We start from the raw sequence: 18913 nt of genomic DNA, 5'->3' as shown, positions 1-18913 counted from the left end.
CACTCCATGAGCGACGCGGAGCGCGACGAGAAGATGATCCTGGGTGCCCTGCTCTCACCGACGAGCGCGCACATCGCAGGGTGGCGCCACGAAGGGGCACTGACGAACGTCGACGTGACGTTCCCCGAACTGGTGAAAGTGGTCAAGAACGCCGAGCAGGCGATGCTCGACTTCGTCTTCATCGCCGATGAGCTGAGCATGCCCGCAGGCGACGACGAGATGCTCAGCCGCGATCCTCTCGTCTACCGCTTCGAGCCCCTCACACTCGTTGCCGCTCTCGCCGTGGCGTCGAAGAACATCGGGCTCGTGGTGACCCAGTCGACGACGTACAACGAGCCGTACCACGTGGCCCGCAAGCTCGCCTCGATCGACCAGCTGAGCGGTGGCCGTCTCGGGTGGAATCTCGTGACCTCTTACGTCCCCGAGGAGGCGCGGAACTTCAGCCGATCCGAGCACCTCGCGAACGTCGACCGCTACGAGCGGGCCGAGGAATTCCTTCAGGTGGCGCAGGGGCTCTGGGACAGCTGGGACGATGATGCCTTCGAGGTCGACCGCGAGTCCGGCCGGTTCTTCGATCCCCGGAAAATGCACCGGCTGAACCATGAAGGCAAGCATTTCTCCGTGCGAGGACCACTGAACGTCCGCCGCCCCGTGCAGGGCTCCCCCGTGCAGGTCCAGGCCGGCTCCTCCGAAGCCGGTCGAGAGCTCGCGGCGAAGTACGCGGAGATCACTTTCACCGCGCAGAACTCCCTGGACGCGGCCCTCGCCTTCACCAACGACATCAAGACCCGCGCGGTCAAGTACGGCCGTCCGGCATCCAGCGTCCGCGTGATCGCCGGAGTGCAACCGATCATCGGATCGACGATGGAAGAAGCGCAAGCCAAGTACAAGGAGATGCAGTCGTTGATCCACCCGGAGGTCGGTCTCACCCGACTCTCCCAGCTGCTGGACTACGACGTCACCAACCTGCCCCTCGACTCGCCACTGCCCGACAATCTCCCCGAAACCGAGAACTACAAGAGCCGCCGCGCCCTGATCATCGAAACCGGTCGACGAGAGAACCTGACCCTTCGAGAGCTGTATCAGAAGGTCGTCAGCGCCTACGGACACCGCGTCGTCATCGGCACTCCGCAGTCGGTTGCGGATGAGCTTGCCGAGTGGTTCGTCGCTGGTGCGGTGGACGGATACATCCTCTCTCCGGCCTACCTGCCCAACGGGCTCGACATCTTCAGCGACACCGTCGTACCCGAACTGCGGTCTCGGGGTCTCTTACGCTCCTCCTATGAGGGGGCGACCTTCCGCGAGAATCTCGGGCTGGCGCGCCCCGAGCGCGGGTCCGCGGCGGTGACCGAGCCAGTTTCCGCACGCTGAGAGGAATGCTGCCTTACAGAGACCGTCCGCAGTCTCAGCTAAAGAGCTGGTGTGGTACCTCCCGATCGATTGCTGACGTCACAGAGAATCGCCCGCTTCTCAGGGAATTAGGTCGCTAGTGTCCGAGCCCTCGCCCGCTGAGTGGATTCCGCACCGTCAGGGCCATCGGAGCACGGACGAGCGCTCGGTGTGATCGATCTCGCCCTCGTCATCACCGGCTTCTTCGCGACCTGACGAGGGCTCCCGCTCGGAAGAGCCAGGAGAAGGTTCCCGACCGGGTGCGCCGCATGATCAGGGCAAACTCCTCGGCGCTGCCGACCATCGCGTTCGTGGTGATCGTCGTCGGCATGATCGTGTTCGGAGAGATCGCCCATGGCCGCATCGTGCAGGCGATCGCGGCTGAGCAGCTTCATGATCGGCATCGGCGCGGCGTTCAGCCGTGGTGTCCGGAGTACTGATCCGATTCTTCAATGTACAGCCGCTCATCGCGACCCAGCCATGATGTTCCCCATGCGCGGTCTCGCGCCGCTGCACAGCGCCAAACCGAAGCGCCTCGGAGATCCCCTCGCCGACATCGGTGTTGCGGAAGCACTCCGCCCACTTCGCGCTCGACGACGGTTTCGCACACCTGAAGCGCGAGCCTTCCGTCTTCCGAGACGCTGCGGTCGCTCTTCGCCGATTGCTATCGAACCCATCGGTGTCTGCTTAAGGTCACTATCGGCGCCGCCCGAAGCTAACTCTTTGCGATTCGGACACCCAGAACCTCCACTTTGGGATTCCCGAGGCGTGCTACCTGAGGCGATACCGACGACCTTGCGTCACGAGGAGCCACGGAATACGACGCTCTGATTGTGCGATCGGTGACGGCTTCTGCCCAGGGCTGCGAAGGGGAACAGTTTCCCGGCGCCTGCCGCCGAGATCAAGAATGGCACCTACGGCGCCCCCGGCACCATCTCTCACCAAGACAGCGCGCGTAACAACGCTCTACACGTGCAGTGGCCAGTTCAACCGTGCCCGCTTCGCTGCCACTACCCATCGGCAGTGCGCCTTCGTGGTGAAACTCACGCGCCGTCCGAGTCGACACTTTGGATCTCGCGAGTGACCACCGCCTCGTACCTTCCGATGCGCCGGTACGTCTCGGGGCGACGAGTCCGATAGATGCCTGCTGCGACAACTCCACTGAGGAGCGTCAGGTAAATGACGGCCATCACTGTAGGGGTGATCCATCCGGTCGCCCCGGTCAGCACCGTGAAGTTGCCGGTGGCGAGTACGAGCGCTGTCGACAAGAATACGAACGAGATGCCGGCGCATACTGCTGCCCGCGTAGCACGACGAGGCTGGGAGCGGTCCTTGAATAGGAAGATAGTTACGGCGAGCGACGCGAGAACCAAAAGAATCAAGAACATGTAGGAGAACACACCCGCCAGAACCGCGTAGGCGGCGTCGCCGGACATGTTCATCGAGACAAGCGTAATGAGCGCGATCAGCACCGCGATGCTCAAGACGATCGAGGCCTGGTGCGGTGATGAGTAGCGAGAGTGTGCTCGTCCGAGGAACTTGGGCAGGGCTCCGTCGACACCCAGGTTGAATAGATATCGCGCGGCGATCCCGTGGCTGGCCAGCATCAGAGCGAACGCGCTTGTGATGAGCATGATGGAAGCGGCGACGTAACCCACCTCGCCCGTGTACTGCCGCACACTCTCGGTAGATGCCGTGATGACGTTGTCCGAGAGCACGCTCATCACCACGTCCGCGCCGTAGGCGTTGATGAAAGTGAAACTGCTCACCGTGTAGAGGAGGAGAAGGCCGATCACGACTGTGTAGGTGGCGCGAGGGATGGTCTTGTTCGGATTCTTGACCTCGCTGCGAAAGATGATCGTCGCTTCGAATCCGCCGAAGATTCCAACGCCGAAGACAAATGCGATGCCGAGCGATCCGGAGAAGATGTTCTCCGGACGGAAGCTGTCGAACTCGAACCCTCCGGCTCCACCCTGCGCGAACACGGCGACGATGTAGATGATCATCAGTGCGACTTCCAGCGCCAGGAAGACGACAAGAAGGTTCGCCGACAAGTCGAAGTTCAGGTAGCCCAGGATCGAGACGATCACGAAGTAGCCCATGGCGAAGATCCACCACGGGATGTCCGGACCGCCCAACGCATCGCGGACGAAGCTCTGGGTCGCCCCTCCTCCCAGGCCGTAGGCCGAGAGGTTGCAGGCGTAGTAGGCCAGGACCGCCAGGAACCCTGTGCCCAGGCCGAGTCGCTTGCCCAGACCAGCTGTAACGAACGTGTAGAAACCGCCAGGCCTAGGAATCCTCAGACCCATCGCGACCAACCCAACCGCAAAGAGGAGCGCAATGACCCCGCAGACGATGAACGTGACGGGGGTGCCGGTGCCGTTGCCGAGGAGGATCGCGACGGGAATGAAACCGAGGAACACCACCATCGGGGCGTTGTACGCCACGACTGTAAAGACGAGATGGAAATAACCGAGATTCCCCTTCAGGTCAGGGTTTGTTGGCTCGGTGTGGGCCACCGGGGGGCGATCTGCTCGATCAATGGTCATTGCAACTCCTCTATGAGTGGTCGTTCGGTAGGTGACTGGTGCTGTCAGCGCCAGTCCGATCCTCAGTAGCGCGCGACGAGTGCCACGTTGCTGAGAGCGGCATTGCCGAGTTCTCTTTCGGCTCGAATCAGGAAATTCAGCTTCTCGATGCGCTCGCCGGTCCTTGGTGCCCCATTCTTCTGAAAGGGGACCTGCAGCCCCAGCGAGAGGTCCATCACGATGTCGTCGATCACGCCACCCGACCTGCCCGAAGGAAGCGCCAGTAGCCCGGCTTCCTCTGCGAGATCGAATGTCTCCAGGGACTCCGTCACAGTACCCACCTGGTTGGGCTTAAGGACGAAACCGTCGACCGCTCGTTCGGAAATGGCTCTCTGCAGTCGCTGCTTATTCGTGACGATGAGGTCGTCTCCGAACACGAGGGTCCGGGAAAGCTCTCGTACAGCGAGGGAGAATCCATCCCAGTCATTCTCGTCGAGCGGGTCCTCGATGAAGAGGAGGTCGAACTCCTCCGTCAGCGACTTAAGGCGATCGACCATCTGTTCGCTACTGACCCGCTGGCCGTCGAGCTCATAGGTGTTCGTCGTAGCGTCGAACATTTCGCTCGAGGCGCAGTCCAATGCGAACGCGACCTGCTCGGTGTAGCCGGCGGCCTCAACGGCCTCGCCGATGAGGGAAAGGACTTCTGCGGGATCGCTGTAGGGAGCAACGTAGCCGTAGGAGCCGCCTACGGCGGCCACCTTCTTCGTCCGACGTTCGATGACGGCCGGCAACCGCTGGAATACCGAGACGCCGATCTCGACCGCATGCTCAACGCTCTCCGCTCCCTGCGGGACGATGAGAAACTCGTTGAACGCCTGCAGAACTTCGTTGCGGCCGCCATTCATCACGTTGAAGCAGGGCACGGGCAGCGTGCTGAGGTCACCGCGGGCGATGTGTTGATAGACCGGACGCCCCGCCTCTGCCGCTTGCGCTCGCAAGAATGCGACGGAAGTGGGGTAGATGGCGTTGCCGCCGAGGAGACCCTTGTCCGCCGAGCCGTCGAGCGTGAGCAGGGCAGCATCGAAGTCGGCTTGGGACTCGAACGGTCTTCCCACAATCGCGGCCGCAATCGTGTCGGTCACGTTTCGCACGGCGGAGTAAACGCTCATGCCGCCGTAGCGAGCCGCGTCACCGTCTCGCAGGATCTTCGCTTCGTGCATGCCGACGGACGACCCGGTGGGTGCCGCGGCTCGTCCGCTCCAGCCAGAGGCGGTCACGAGTTCAACCTCCACCATCGGGCGGGCCTTGGAGTCGAGGACCTGACGGGCGGCCACGGAAGTAATGACGGTCATGATTTCTCCTGAGCTGCGATCTGCTGCTGTCGGTCGGGGATGAAGAGAATGTTGAGGTCGCAAAGGTTGGTGCCGGTGTTGCCAGTGAGCACGACGTCGTCGATGGCGGACAGCGCCTCAAAACTTGCGTGACCTCGAAGGTGCTCACGCAGGTCAACTCCCGCCTCGGTCGCCCGGCGCAACGATGTCGAGTCGGTGACGCCGCCCGCGGCGGGCGATGTGCCGTCGGTGCCTTCGGAGTCCATGGAGTACATGCACGCTCCGGGGATGCCGGCTGATGCAAGGGCGAATCCGACAGTGAGCTCCTGGGATGGTCCACCGTGCCCGGTGATCGTCGTCCCGGGTCGAATGTGGGTGGTCGTCTCTCCAGCGCTCACAACGATGCACGGGGCCTCGAAGGGACGGCCAGTTGCTTGGATTTCATGCGCCAGCGACGCCATGAACGTCCCCGCATCGCGACTCTCTCCTTCCAGATACGTGGTGAGCAGGTGTGCGTCGATCCCGCGAGATCGGGCCGCACCGAGGGCCGCCTCCGCGAGGTCGGGGAGCGTGTTTATGAGGAAGTATGTGTTGTCGGGAAACGCCTTGGGGGTCTCATCGCCAGCGCCGGCCTCGTCGAGGTGTCGGGTTACGGTTTCTGGCAGTCGACCGCGAAGTCCATGTCCGTCGATCGCGGCGCGAGCATCGTCGAGCGTGGTCGCGTCGGGTCCGAATGGTGTGCTCGCATATGTCGGGTCGGGTTGCGTCACGTCGCCCGTCGGCGGCTTTCCGACGGCGTCGGAGATGCCAATCGTGATCAGTTCCGCTCCTCGCGAAGCGATGCGCTGCGCAAGGCGGCCACCGTTCGTCCGAGAGATATGTCGCCGGACCGCGTTGACCTCGTAGATCCCGAGGCCGGAGGTGAGCAACACTTCTGTCGTGACAGCTTCGTCCTTCACCGTAATCGGGGCGATGGGCGCGTTCAGCAACGCCGAGCTGCCTCCGCTCACGACTGCGAGAAAGAGATCCCCTGGACCTGCCGAGTCGACCATCTCGAGGATGCGCAGGGTGGCTCGGTGGCCTGCCGCGTCGGGCAATGGGTGGCCCCCAACGTACACTTCGGTGCGATGGTAATGATCGTCAGGCTCGGCAATTTTTACGATTGCGATCCCCCGCGTCAGTCGGTCACCGAGTGCGTGATCGACCGCCATGGCCATAGCGTTGCAGGCCTTGCCCGCCCCGATCAGATAGACATTGCGCTTTTGGGTGAGATCCCACGATCGGGCGCCGATCTGCAGGAGGTCGCCGTCGATTCTGATGAGGTCTCGGATGCGTCGGTAGGAGTCAACCTGCTGGAGTGCGTCGTCGGCGATGCCGAGGACGAGCTCCCGCGATGAGACATCTCCGACTGCGGTCAAGGCATCGTAGTTCTTGATCTTCATGCGGAAGCACCTTCGGTGGCGGGAGAGGAGGCGGCGTCTTCGATATCGAGCGAGGCACCCCAAAGTTCGAGCTCGGTTCCAATTCCTCGCTCGCGAGCGGTGCGGAGAATATCGGCACCCCACGCCACGTCAAAGACAGCCATGCCGCTCGCGATGAACACCGTGCGTCCTCGATGCGGTGTGGTGTCGGCAGCGATGACGCCGCCAAGATCCTCGAGCTGCGTCAGGGGTGGCAGGCGGCCGGCATCGATGAGCTCGTAGACCGGCCCGCCAATCTGCGCGGCGAAGGATGCGTGGACGTCTTCGCTGCGGCGTGCGTCATTGACGTAAGACTCATGGAGAGGAACATGGTCGAGGACGATTCTGCTGCTGGTCCACAGATCCGTATCAGCGCTCATGGGCCCGCTAAGCAGGATGCACGCATGCGCCGTAAACCAGGACGCCTCCACGTGGAGTGGCGCCGTGCGAGAAGCAGCCACCGACACCAGGTCGGCAAATTCGACGCACTCCCGGGCCGTGTCGGCAACTGCGGTCTCAAGGCCGTACTCGTCCCGCAGCCAATCGGCGAATTCGTGCGCGGTCGACGTGGTGCGGTTGTGGCACACGACGTGCTCGATCCCGGGGTGTTGCGAGAGCAGTGCACGCACGATCGCCCTGTTGATGACCCCGCACCCAATCACAGCCAGGGTCCGCGGCGGACGCCCCGGTAGGTACCGGCTCGCCACCGCGGGGACCGCTGCCGTTCGTGAGGCGCTCAGCGCGCCAGCAGACATAAGAGCGAGCGGCTCACCGGTGTCTTTGTCGTTTAGCATCAGCGTGAGGATCGATCGCGGTAGGTCCCGCTCACGGTTGGCGGCGTTCGAGCCGTACCACTTGACTCCACAGAGGTCGAAACGACCGCCGAGGTATGCCGGCATCGCAGAGAATCTGCGGTCCGGCCCCGCGACCGGCATCTGCGGAAACGGTGACCACTTCGGGAACACCAGGGCAAGGCCATGACTGTTCTGGTCGAGACCGCCCATCACGTAGTCGCCGGTATGCAGCAGCCGAAAGACCTCGTCCGCTACGTCAACGCTTCTCCCTGCGTCGCTCACCCCAGCCGTGAACATGTCCGTCTCGGAGAGGAAGAGAAATGGGCTGTAGTGGGCCATGAAGTTTGCCTTCAGTTCGCGTTAGGTCGTTTTCGCATCACGTGCGTGATAGGTCAAGGATGAGTGGACTGATCCTCAGTGACAAGCGAATGATTTGCTGGTGTTCACTTCGGTTTCATCGAATGGTTAGAATGACGAATGCTCAATTTGCACCGGCTCGCGCTCCTGGAGGAACTGCAACGGCGAGGTTCGCTTGCAGCGGTCGCCGACGCACTCTCTTTCACTCCATCCACGGTGTCGCAGCAACTGAAGGTGCTGGAAGCTGAAGTCGGAGCACAACTCGTCGAGAGGGTTGGACGAGGACTGCGACTGACGAAAGAGGGAGAACTTCTCGCTTATCACGCGATTGGAATCTTCTCGCGAGTTGAGATCGCGCGGGCCGAGGTCGCAGCTGTGCGAGCCGAGCCAGCCGGCAACGTGCGGGTGGCCGCGTTGCAGACCGTTGCGCTCGCACTCGTGCCTCACGTGCTTCAACGTCTGGCGAGTACATCTCCGCAGCTCCGGATGCTGGTGAGTCGAATCGAACCGGCCCGAGCGCTTGGCGCGCTTGCAGCTCGCGAATTCGACCTAGTGATCGGTGAGGAGTATCCGGGTCAGCCGGTGACACGCACTGGCCTGCTGCATCGCACAACCGTCCTGCTGGACTCCTTGGATCTCGTGCTGCCTCCGAACTATGCAGGAGGCCGAACGATTGCCTCGGCCGCCGAGAGCCTGCCCTGGGTGATGGAGCCGGAAGGCAGCGATGCTCGTCGCTGGTCGGTGTCGATGTGCAGGGACGCGGGAATTGAGCCAGATGTGCAGTTCGAGTCCGACGACCTTCTGGTGCAGATGCGTCTGGTCGAGAAGGGCCATGCGATGGCTTTGCTTCCACGGCTGCTGATCGATAGCGAGCGCCCCGCCCTGCAGTCGGTCAGGCTCGATGGAGCGCCGGCGAGGACGGTGTTCGCGGCCTATCGTGCCGGGGCGGAGGTCGCTCCGGCGATCAGCACCGTGCTCGAGGCGTTCGCGTCTGCGGCGTCGCGAGCGTCTAGACCGACAGGCGCTGCAGAAGGCGAAGTCTCGTCTGCTCGATATGTCTGATGATTAGATCAGCGAATTCCTCGCCAGCGCCCTTCCGGAGGGCATCAAGCAGTCTCCGGTGCTCGTCCAGGATGCTCCCGCCGCTGAGATTTGCGATGGCGTTGTCGAGTCTGATGTAGATCCGAAGTTGGTTGGAAACCTGCTTGAAGACTGACAGGAGCCAGGTGTTCTCGCTAGCTCGGCAGAGCTCTTCATGAAACGCGACGTCAAGCGACAAGATTTGGTTGGCGTCGCCGCTGGCGATTGCCGCCTCCATTTCGATCAAGACGTTTTCGAGGAGCGCTTCCCACCCGTCCGGACGATCACGGAGGATGATTTGTGCAGCCCGTACCTCCAGAGCGACTCGCACATCGAGGATTTCGCCGATTTGCTGAACGCTGAGCTTCGTGACGAATGAACCACGTCGTGGGATCTCCTTGATCAACCCCTCGCCAACAAGCAGGAGGAGCGCTTCTCGCACGGGTCCGCGACTAGTCTCCAGTTGCCGGGCGATCTCAGCCTGTGACAGTTGCTGTCCAGGCTGGTAGGTGCCATCAAGGATGGCGTTTCGTAGCTTCGCCGTGATCTCACTGGTCAGTGCGCCGCTGGCTACCGGCTCAAGAACACTCATGCTGCTCCCTCGTGTGCTGGTGGGATTCATCCCGTGAGTGTGTTCGCAAGTTGCTCCGGCGGACCGCCCCCACTCTACGCAGGAGGCGTTCCGCCGGAGCGAGTCGGCATCAGTCCGCCGCGAAGAACACGGACTTCGTCTGGGTGAATTCGAAAGGTGCGTCCGGTCCCAGCTCGCGGCCGAGGCCCGACATCTTGTACCCGCCAAAGGGTGTTGAGTAGCGTACGGCGGAGTTGGAGTTCACCGATATGACGCCCGCTTCGATGGCGCGCGAGACGCGCACCCCGCGAGCGAGGTTGCTCGTCCACACTGTTCCGGCGAGGCCGAAGGGAGAGTCGTTCGCTTCCCTGACCACATGATCCTCGTGATCGAACGGGACCACGGTGGCGACAGGACCGAAGACCTCCTCGCGCATGATGCGCGCGTCACGGCTCGCGGGGGAGATGACGGTGGGAGGGAACCAGAATCCGGGCCCCTCTGGCCGGGCTGCCTGGATGAGCACTTCGTCGCTTCCATCCACGAATGCTGACACGTGCTCGAGGTGTCGACGGCTAATGAGTGGTCCCACATCCGCTCCGCCCGGCAGGTCAGGAGGGCCAATCCGAAGCGACTGGATCGCACGCTCGTACTCGCGGAGGAACTCGTCGTATGCTGGCCGCTCGACATAGATGCGTGCGCGCGCACAGCAGTCCTGACCCGCATTGTGGAACACGGACGTCGCAGCCTTGGCTGCCTTTGCGATGTCGGCGTCCGCGAAGATGAGATTGGCGCTCTTGCCCCCGAGTTCCAGCGTCACCTTCTTCATCAATGGCGCCGCCAAGCTCGCGACTCGCGCTCCCACTTCGGTTGAGCCGGTGAAGACGATCTTTGCGATCCCGGGATGGGTGGCGATTCGTTCGCCGATCTCCCCACCGCTGCCCACGATGACTTGGAAGAGCCCTTGTGGGAGTCCAGCTTCGACGAAAAGCTCCTCCAGCCGCTGAGCGGACAGTGGCGTCAGCAGAGCGGGCTTCAGGATGACCGCGTTGCCAGCTGCGAGGGCAGGGATTGCCCCCCATGCGGTGATCATCAGCGGGAAATTCCACGGCACGATGATGCCGATCACTCCGAGCGGCTCGCGGAACGTCAACGTCATGCCACCGTCGACGGGAATCTGCTCTCCCGACATCCTCTCTGGAGCGTTTGCGTAATACTCGATGACACTCTGGACGTGGCGGGCATCAGCGACACCATCCGCCAAGGGCCGGCCCGTGTTGAGGCACTCGATGCGTGCGAGTTCGTCGACGTGATCTTCGATGGTTCTTGCGAGCCGGTGCAGCGCGCGCGCCCGCCCACTCGGCCCCATGTCGTTCCACGCGCGTAGCGCAGGCTGCGCACGCTCTACCGCTCGGTCAACCTCACCTGCATTTGCGAGCTCGATCGTCGTGATGACGTCTTCGGTCGCGGGGTTCACCACTGCATGCGTCATGCGTTCGTCCGTCCTGTTGCTTCGTGCTGGGAGATGGGCTCGGGATGTGCGATCAGGCGACCGTTGTCGGCAGCATGGAGGGGAAGGCGTCGACGCCTGGACGGATGTGCCTCATCGTCGAAGGAAGCCGGGATGATTCCCTTCAGCTCCGCCGCGATGCGGAGCGCGACGGGAGGCGTCAACTGTCGCGCCATAGGGATGCTGCCCATCATGATCCACAGACCAGCCTGGGCCGTCGGCTTGAAGACGTTCGACATCTCGCCGTCGGTGTCATGTCCCCAGATCTTCCCGACCTTCGCGACCAACTCGTCTCCGAGGATCCGGCGCAGGCCTTCGGCCGGCGCCTCCGACCCCGTGGCGAAGATCACTGCGTCGAGGTGTCGGTGACTCCCGTCGCTCATGATGAGGCCGGACTCGTCAAACCGCTGGACCTCAGTGGCCTGAACAACCTTGATGTCTCCACGCACTATCGCGTCGGACGCGCCGACGTTGATGTAGAAGCCACCCAGCGTGCGTAGGAAGCTGTAATAGAAGCCAGTCTGATCCTCACCCTTCCATACCCTCATTCCGGCTCGCTCGAGCTCGGACGACAGCTCGACGTCGTCGACATCAGCAACTTCACGCTGGAAGTCGAGGAATGCCTGCCGCTGCTTCGGGTACACCGTCGCAAGGCTCCTCATATCGACGAGATCGGTGGGGATCTCTGGATTGTTTAGATCGCCGTACATCTTGTTGGCGGTGGGGAGGTCGATCACGATCAGTGGGCTGCGCTGGAGCATGTGCGTCCTCCCGCCAGCCAGGGTGATGTCGAGGGCGATGTCGTGCGCGGTAGTACCCATACCGACAACGAGAACGTCCTTTCCGACATAGGGTGACGGCTCGCGGTAGTCCACGGCATGTACTTTCTCGCCTGCGAACGAGTCGAGACCGGCCATCTGAGGGAACGAAGGGACACCGAGCCCTCCCGTTGCCATGACCAGTTGCGTCGGCCGCATCGTGCGCCGCGTACCGTCTGCGAGCTCGAGTTCGACCGCCCACCGCTTGGTGTCCTCGTCGTAGGTCGCGCCGAGAACCGTCGTCGACGTCCAAAAGTTCAAGTCGAAGGCCTTCACGAAGACTTCGAACCAGTCAGCGAATTTGTCCTTCGGAAGATACTCCGGGAAGCTCTCGGGGTACTTCATGAAGGGGAACTGAAGAACGCCGTAGCTCTGATGCAACAGCAGGGCCTCATAGCGCGTGCGCCACACGTCCCCGACCCGCGGCAGTCGGTCAACCACAAGGGCTTCAATGCCGAGTCGCGCGAGCGAGGCAGCTGTCATGACGCCGAATTGCCCGCCGCCGACGATCAGGACTTCGGGATCCTTCTCGACGAACGACGACTTAGCTTCTATGTGCGACGACCACCTCTGACCCGGGTTCTGGATGTCGAACCTTCCGTGGCGGGGCCATACGGGCGGTGCGTCGTGCAGACCGTCGAGCAACGTGAGCACGTTGCTCACCTTCCCGTTGCCATCGACATAAGCCAGCGCGCGAACGCGCCCGATCGTGGTGTCGAAACGGAAGAAGACCTCGACTGTCCCGTCAGCCGTGCGAGAGGGCGCAGGGCGATCAACGTCGATCTCGAATCCGGTAGGCGCCATCTCGTCGCTGACCGCGATGAGAAGCTCGTTGACCTCCTCCCGAGAATGGCACTGGCGAATGTTGAGCGTCAGTCCATACACGTCGCGCCATCCGACGTTGTCAACGAACAGCTCGGCGAGCTTCGCCGCATCGGGCTTTGCAAAGGCAGTCTCGAGCGCAGGGATGAGCGCTGCGGCGATTGCCTCGGGGGCGGTTTGGCCTGATCGGTTCACTGTCTTCTCCAATCCATAGTCCCGCAAGCGATCGCCGCTTGTGTGGGGACGTTCTGTGTGATGTATGAAATTGCTGGCGTACGACTCAAGGAGTGCTATCCCCGTCGCGCGAACTTGTCTGCGATAGTCGCTAGAGTCGAGGTTCGACCGTCGGTTCGGTGTCGCTCAAGGCGGTCGGCCCAGCCATACACGCCGTACAGGGCGTTGGCGCCGATCCATCGCAAGGGTTCTGGTTCCCATTTGCTGGGCAGTGGCCGTACCCACGGCGAGTCGGAGAGTTCTGTCCTTCGGCTGAGCACGAGCTCGGCCGCGATCAGCCCGCCGAGGTAAGCACCGGTAACGCCCTGGCCCGCGTAGCCGCCGACCCGCAGGATACCCGCCTCTTCGTCTGCATCTACGTACGGCGACCAGTCGCGGAGGATCCCGAGGATTCCGCTCCACGCGTGCGCTGGCGTCATGGAGACGTCCGGGAAGAGGTCGTTGAGCGTCGCTTGCAGTGCTTCGATCGTCTTTCCATCTATCCTGCCTGGGCGGTCGAACGAGCCCGCGAAATTATAGGGTGTGCCACGTCCTCCGATTGCGATGCGTCCATCGATTGTCGGCCTGCCATAGAAGTATGTGTGGGCGGTCGAGGATACGCCCTCGTGCTCAGACCAGCCGATGCGCTTCCAGTCGGCCGGTGCGATGGGTTCGGTGATGAGCATGGAGCTGTTCATCGGGAGCATCGTTCGGCGTTGTCTTGGCTGAAGGGACGTGTAGCCCTCGGTCGCGATGACGATCCATCTCGCCCGGATCGTGTGCTCCTCGACCGTGAATGACCCCGAACGGATGCCCGAGGCCCGGGCTGATGAGCGCAGTTCGGCTCCGGCGTCGCGAGCGAGGCGCGCAAGGCTCGCGACCATGCGAGCTGGATCCACAGTGAAGCAGTGCGGGGAATACATCCCACCGACCAGACGAGTCATGTTGACCCGTTCCGACGTCTCCTCCGCGCTCAGAAGGCGGAGGTCTTCCTCGGGCACGGACCATTGGCGGCTCTTGTCGACGTATGCTCGCAACCGCGCTAGCTCGCTAGTGCTCCGGGCCACCTGAAGAGCTCCGCCGCGTCGTGCGTGGATCGTTTCCGCCCCGAGCAGGTCAACGACCTCGTAAACGGCGAGCTTCTGCCGCTCGTTCATCGCGACCACACCGGCCCTGCCGCCGGCTCCATTCGCGAGGACGTTGCGGAGGCCGATCTGCTTTGAAGACAGCCAGCCTCCGTTACGCCCAGACGCGCCGTAGCCGAACTGCTCGGCCTCGTAGACATGGACAGACACATGCGGGTCCAACTGCTTGATGGCCCAAGCGGTCCAGAGACCCGTAAGCCCGCCGCCGATGATCGCGACGTCGACCACCTCATCGCCGTCGACACCCGGAGCCGTTGGCCAGTCGAGGTCCGGTTGCGCCATCCAGTACCCGATTTCGCCGTTGCGCATCCGAACTCCTCTTCATCTCGATCGCGACGCATTCTGCCGAACAGATCCAGCGGATCGTTGACAGAGCCCTGCTGAGCGCATCGTCGCTTGTGTGAATCTAGAGACGAAACTGCAATCTGTCAACAGTAGACAGGTTGAGGTTAACCGCCTAGCATCCGAACGAGGACTCAATGACTCGCACCTCGAGCACTCGCAGTCTGACCTACCATCTCTCAACCAGGAGGAACCGATGAACCGCATGGCACAGAAGACAGTGATCGTCACTGGCGCGGGAAGCGGCATGGGCGCGGCCCACGCACGCCGGCTGCACAACGAGGGCGCGAAGGTCGTTCTGACTGACATCAATGTCGACCGCGGACGCGCAAACGCCGACGCCCTTGGCGAACGGGCTCTCTTCGTCGCCCACGATGTCAGCGACGAGGCGAGTTGGTCGAACGTGATCTCCGAAGCGGAGCGAGTATTCGGCGGCGTGCACGGCCTGGTCAACAACGCCGGAATCAATCTGGAGCACAGCATCGACGAATTCAGCGTCGCCGACTACCAGCGGGTCGTCAGTATCAACCAGATTGGTGTCTTCTTGGGCATGCGCGAGGTCCATCAGGCCATGGCGCGTACGGGCGGAGGTCGGATCGTTAATGTGAGTTCGACATCCGGACTGCGCGGAACGGTTCACGGAGTCGCATACTGCGCCTCGAAGGCCGCCGTGATGGCGATGACCCGAGTCGCAGCCGTCGAGTTCGCGGACGACGGCATTCTCGTCAACGCCATCTGCCCTGGTTTTATTGACACGGAGATGGACGCCGGCATCGATGCGGACGTCCTGGCGCACTATGTCGGAATGACCCCGCTGAAGCGTCGCGCCCAGCCGGATGAGGTCTCATCGCTGGTGCTATACCTGCTGTCCGATGACAACTCTTTCTCCACGGGAGCGGAGTTCGTCATCGACGGCGGATTGACGAAGTGGTATTGAGATCGATGCCACCCTCCGCTCTGCGCGGCTGAGCTGCACGACGTGATCGGCGAGACCGTCATGCAGAATCCTTGAACCCCACGGGCGCTCGCCCAGCGAACGACCAGTGCCTGGGAGGTACCTCAAGCCGTCAGGTCACACCAGGCCACTGAGCTGTCGATTTGGTCCGGCGCTGATGCTCCCTCGCGTCATCTCCCATCTGCTTGGCGCCACGGCCGCATCGGCTGTCGCGTGGTCGCAGCTCGCCGATGGCGATCGGTCCAGGAGGGGACCGCTGGTGGGGGAGGTCTCGAAGTCTTGCACGACACAACGTCAGCAAGGATGACCGCGGGCCCGACGCCGAAACGGAGGATCTCCGCCTCGTCGGGATGACCAACCGGGCGCCAAATCCGCGCCGAACAAGCATGCGGCGAGAGCCTCCGGGCGGCTGAATCCCATCCGGAGGCTCTCGTCATTCTCAGACAGACATCGTGCAGGTCGGTGCCTTGGTCAAGGTGGCTTTACGAGTGGAGCACGAGCCCTCGCGTGATCCCGAAACCAGCGCGGAAGAGAGGTGCCTCGGTGTCGAAGGGAACGTCTTCCCGGGAGTTCTCCACTGCTTCCATCGATGAGGGGATGTCGAAAGGCAGCTGGCCGGTAAGCGGTGCGTGCCCTGTGAGTGCGTCGATGACGACCTCATCGCTCGCTCCGAAGTCGCCGATGATGGTTGCTCCGAGTTCGAGGAGGGGGCTGAGGATGGCTGGGCGCTCGAGGAACACCGAAACGTAGAGTGGCGCGTGGGCAGCGTAGAAGCGTAGCCGGGCCATGGTGTCATCCGAGAACTCGAGGGTGCCGCCGTGGAAGTACTCGGCAACAACCGATCCGTGTCCGGGCTCGAAAGGCGCTTCGAGGCGGACAACGATCGCCTCGGCGTCTTCGAGCCTGTCCGCGATCTCGAGTCCGGACACGCCCTGCACGCCGACGAGGAACACGCGACTATCCGCGCTCAGTACACCCGCAGCATCGGACAGCAGCACGAGCGATGCCCGTTGCGCTGCGACGCCCTTCTCGAAGTACACGGGGGCGCCGCACGTGGTCTGAGCGTTGTCCACGTCAGCATGCCGATTCTCGAAAATGCCGAGCTGGAACTTCTCCCGAAGTAGTCGTCGCACGGACCGGTCGATGCGCTCCTCCGCGACCATGCCCGAGTCTACGAGCTCTTCGATGAGGGTGATGTTACGGTCCCCGCCGAATTGATCGACACCGGCATCGATGGCGATCTTGGCTCGCTCTACCGGGTTGAGATGTTCGAGTCCCCACCCGTTCGGGCCGAACATGAGATCGCCCATCTGCTCGCCCTCGAGCACGTTCCAGTCGGTCACGACGATTCCGTTGAAGCCAAGGCGCTGGCGGAGGATGTCTCGCAGGACAGGGGCGTTGAATGACATCGCGACTTCGTCCCACTCGGTGCCGACCGGCTTGCCGTACGAGGTCATCACCTGCGTCGCCCCTGCGGCGAAGGCCTTCTCGAACGGCTGAATATGCAGTTCTTGCATCCCGCCGGGATACACCTGGTCGGGGTACCGCGAGTCGTGCGGGTCGTCCCCGCGCAGCTGTGGACCGCACCCGGGGAAGTGCTTCGCGACCGCGGCGACGGAGTCACGACCCAACCTCTCCCCGCCACGGAGTCCCTCGATGAAGGCGACGGTGAGTTCGGCGACGCGGGCGGGATCCTCCCCGAACGTGCCGAACCCGCGTGACCAACGCGGCTCGCTGAAGATGTCTGCCATCGGCCCGAGATAGACCCGGATTCCCATCGCCAGGAACTCACGTCGAATGATGTCGGCGTACTCCCGGGCGACGTCGGTGCCGGTGATGGCTGCGATGCCAGTCGTTTCCGGCCAACGCGAGAGGCTTTCGAGGGACTGTCCGGTGAATGGGTTGCTGCGGAACCCGTGGCGAGGATCGGACGAGAGCGTGATGGGGATGCCGAGGCGAGTGCTGGAGGCGAGCTCTTGGAGGGTGTTGTGCCAGGTCGCGACTCCCGTGCTGTCTCCTCCGCCGAGGATGTTGAAGTGGTTGATGCCGCGGGTCACCACGTTGAGCTCGGCGTCGCGAAGCGCGTCGACGTCGGTGATCGAGTCACCGCCGGGCTCGGTGGTGGGGTGGAACATGAGGCCGGCCTTTTCGGCGACCGTCATTCGACCGAGGAGGTCGTCGACTCGGCGCTCAACGGGCAGGGTCGGGTCGAGGTAGTCGTTCATGGAGATTCCTTTCGTGCGGGATGCTCAGCGCATCCGCACCAGATCGGGTAGGGGTCAGCGCGCGGTGCGGATGCCGGCGAGCGGGAGGATGCCCAGGAGCGTGAGTGCGCCACCGAATAGGACGAGGGCGATGTAGTTCGACGTCCCGCCGCCGATGCCGAGGAGCAGAGGGGCGATGAACGGGATGATCGAAAACGGCAGCGTGATCGCGATGTTGATCACGCCGAGGTTCCTTGCAGCCGACAGCTTGTCCCGCATTACCGCGACGCCGAAGGCGATATACGTGCCCATCATGACACCGGCACCGACGCCGGACACGAGAGTCACGCCGATGAGGAACTGCACGACCGTAGACGCCGTGGCGATGGTGACCATACCTGCTGCGCCCGCCAGGGCGGCGAAGATCAGGACCGGCTTCCGTCGGCCGATCCGGTCCCCTACCCAGCCGCCGAGCGGGCCCACGACGAACGCGACGATCCCCGGAATGACGTACGAAAGGGTGATCGCCCCGCCGATCTGATCTTCAGGCACGGCCAGCATGTCCTGCAGCAAGTAGACCGTGTAGGTGGATGCGACGCCCCACGCGGCGAACATGAGGAAGAGGGCGAGCAGCAGCCAGGTGAAGGCAGGCTCGCGGCGCGGGTTGACGACGAATGAGCCGAAGAATTCCTTCACGCCGAAGGGAGGCAGCGGCTCGGCGGCCGGAGTGTCGTCCTTGAAGACGGCGATCAGCGCTGCGCTGAAGACGATCGCCAGCGCCACCGGCAGGCCGATCTGGGCGAGGATGTTCGACGGGAACGCCTGGATGAAGAAGATACCGATCACGATCGACGCGGCGGAGGCAGCTCCGGAGAGCGAGCCGATGAATCCCTGCTGCGACTCGGGGATGCGATCGGCGACGATGGCGAGGATCCCGGCGATCGCGGCGTTGACGAACGCCTGCATCAGGATCCATCCCAGCAACAGCAGCGGGAACGAATTCGAGAGGCCTATCACCGCAGCGCCAACCGTCATGCCGAGCACGCCGATTGCGATCCAGGGGCGGCGTCGCCCGAACCGGCTGCGCGTGCGATCGGACAGCCGTCCGAAGAACGGGTTGGCAAGCACTGCTGTGAGCGTTCCAACGCCGGCGGCGATCGAGTAGCTCGTGGTCTTCCCTTCGGGGTCGATCTCCGAGATGCGCAGCGCCAGCGTCACGGAGGCCGGAAGGTTGATCGCCATCCAGACGCCGAACATCGCCAGCGCGTAGATCGCTATGAAGCCTGCACTGACCGGAGTGAGTGTGGTTCGGCCGTCAGCGGCCGGAGTCGTCGTGGACATCGGGTTTCCTCGTCGTTGAGCCTACTGAGTAGGTGATGATCATCGTTTCCGGTAAC

The 18913-nt window shown here is 63.0% G+C and carries 14 protein-coding genes; 4 read left to right on the top strand and 10 right to left on the bottom strand.

Going from position 1 to position 18913, the window contains the following annotated elements; all coding sequences use genetic code 11:
- Positions 1-6 precede the first annotated feature (6 nt).
- Both GZ64_RS0103815 and GZ64_RS19815 read left to right on the top strand, forming a co-directional pair.
- A complete protein-coding gene (locus tag GZ64_RS0103815) occupies positions 7-1371 on the top strand; it encodes an LLM class flavin-dependent oxidoreductase (protein WP_029265197.1) in 1365 nt (454 codons plus the stop codon).
- Between the two features lie 287 nt (positions 1372-1658).
- Positions 1659-1829, top strand: a complete 171-nt coding sequence (locus GZ64_RS19815) for a hypothetical protein (RefSeq protein ID WP_156040311.1) — start codon at positions 1659-1661, stop codon at positions 1827-1829.
- Between the two features lie 603 nt (positions 1830-2432).
- On the opposite strand, the gene GZ64_RS0103800 is transcribed toward GZ64_RS19815, so the two are convergent.
- The 4 genes from GZ64_RS0103800 to GZ64_RS0103785 all read right to left on the bottom strand — a co-directional run bounded on the left by GZ64_RS0103800 (position 2433) and on the right by GZ64_RS0103785 (position 7841).
- Positions 2433-3938, bottom strand: coding sequence for an APC family permease (locus GZ64_RS0103800; RefSeq protein WP_051667835.1), 1506 nt, complete (start codon positions 3936-3938; stop codon positions 2433-2435).
- 62 nt (positions 3939-4000) lie between these two features.
- Complete coding sequence (eno, locus tag GZ64_RS0103795; RefSeq protein WP_029265195.1) at positions 4001-5269, bottom strand: phosphopyruvate hydratase; 1269 nt, start codon at positions 5267-5269, stop codon at positions 4001-4003.
- Complete coding sequence (locus tag GZ64_RS0103790; protein ID WP_029265194.1) at positions 5266-6690, bottom strand: glycerate kinase type-2 family protein; 1425 nt, start codon at positions 6688-6690, stop codon at positions 5266-5268. The genes eno and GZ64_RS0103790 overlap by 4 nt, the downstream gene beginning before the upstream one ends.
- Positions 6687-7841: a tyramine oxidase subunit B gene (locus tag GZ64_RS0103785; RefSeq protein ID WP_081859661.1), complete on the bottom strand. Its 1155-nt coding sequence runs from the start codon at positions 7839-7841 to the stop codon at positions 6687-6689. The genes GZ64_RS0103790 and GZ64_RS0103785 overlap by 4 nt, the downstream gene beginning before the upstream one ends.
- A gap of 138 nt (positions 7842-7979) precedes the next feature.
- Here GZ64_RS0103785 and GZ64_RS19640 point away from each other — a divergent pair, with 138 nt between their 5' ends.
- Positions 7980-8921 carry a LysR family transcriptional regulator gene (locus tag GZ64_RS19640; RefSeq protein WP_081859660.1) on the top strand — a complete coding sequence of 314 codons (942 nt, stop codon included), beginning with the start codon at positions 7980-7982 and terminating at the stop codon, positions 8919-8921.
- On the opposite strand, the gene GZ64_RS0103775 is transcribed toward GZ64_RS19640, so the two are convergent.
- From GZ64_RS0103775 to GZ64_RS0103760, 4 genes are all read right to left on the bottom strand, one after another.
- Positions 8869-9531: a GntR family transcriptional regulator gene (locus GZ64_RS0103775; protein WP_029265189.1), complete on the bottom strand. Its 663-nt coding sequence runs from the start codon at positions 9529-9531 to the stop codon at positions 8869-8871. The genes GZ64_RS19640 and GZ64_RS0103775 overlap by 53 nt on opposite strands.
- Positions 9532-9640: 109 nt before the next feature.
- Positions 9641-10999 (bottom strand): aldehyde dehydrogenase family protein, encoded by a 1359-nt coding sequence (locus tag GZ64_RS0103770; RefSeq protein ID WP_029265188.1) that lies wholly within the window; start codon positions 10997-10999, stop codon positions 9641-9643.
- Positions 10996-12852 (bottom strand): flavin-containing monooxygenase, encoded by a 1857-nt coding sequence (locus tag GZ64_RS0103765; protein ID WP_051667834.1) that lies wholly within the window; start codon positions 12850-12852, stop codon positions 10996-10998. Before GZ64_RS0103765 ends, GZ64_RS0103770 begins: the two co-directional genes overlap by 4 nt.
- A 95-nt stretch (positions 12853-12947) precedes the next feature.
- The gene (locus tag GZ64_RS0103760) at positions 12948-14324 is read right to left on the bottom strand and encodes an NAD(P)/FAD-dependent oxidoreductase (RefSeq protein ID WP_029265185.1); all 1377 of its coding nucleotides are present in this window, start codon (positions 14322-14324) and stop codon (positions 12948-12950) included.
- Positions 14325-14553: 229 nt separating this feature from the next.
- Here GZ64_RS0103760 and GZ64_RS0103755 point away from each other — a divergent pair, with 229 nt between their 5' ends.
- A complete protein-coding gene (locus tag GZ64_RS0103755) occupies positions 14554-15294 on the top strand; it encodes an SDR family NAD(P)-dependent oxidoreductase (RefSeq protein WP_029265184.1) in 741 nt (246 codons plus the stop codon).
- Positions 15295-15794: 500 nt separating this feature from the next.
- Here the strand turns inward: GZ64_RS0103755 and GZ64_RS0103750 are convergent, their stop codons facing one another.
- Together GZ64_RS0103750 and GZ64_RS0103745 are read right to left on the bottom strand one after the other, a co-directional pair.
- Entirely contained in the window at positions 15795-17537 is a 1743-nt protein-coding gene (locus GZ64_RS0103750; RefSeq protein WP_029265183.1) for a glycoside hydrolase family 3 protein, read from the bottom strand.
- A gap of 54 nt (positions 17538-17591) precedes the next feature.
- Complete coding sequence (locus GZ64_RS0103745) at positions 17592-18857, bottom strand: MFS transporter (RefSeq protein ID WP_029265182.1); 1266 nt, start codon at positions 18855-18857, stop codon at positions 17592-17594.
- Positions 18858-18913 lie beyond the last annotated feature (56 nt).

It is taken from the genome of Microbacterium sp. Cr-K32, assembly GCF_000708345.1.
Lineage (GTDB): Bacteria > Actinomycetota > Actinomycetes > Actinomycetales > Microbacteriaceae > Microbacterium > Microbacterium maritypicum_A.
Note: the sequence above shows the minus strand (reverse complement) of the source record. Positions and strands in the feature narration are given on the sequence as shown.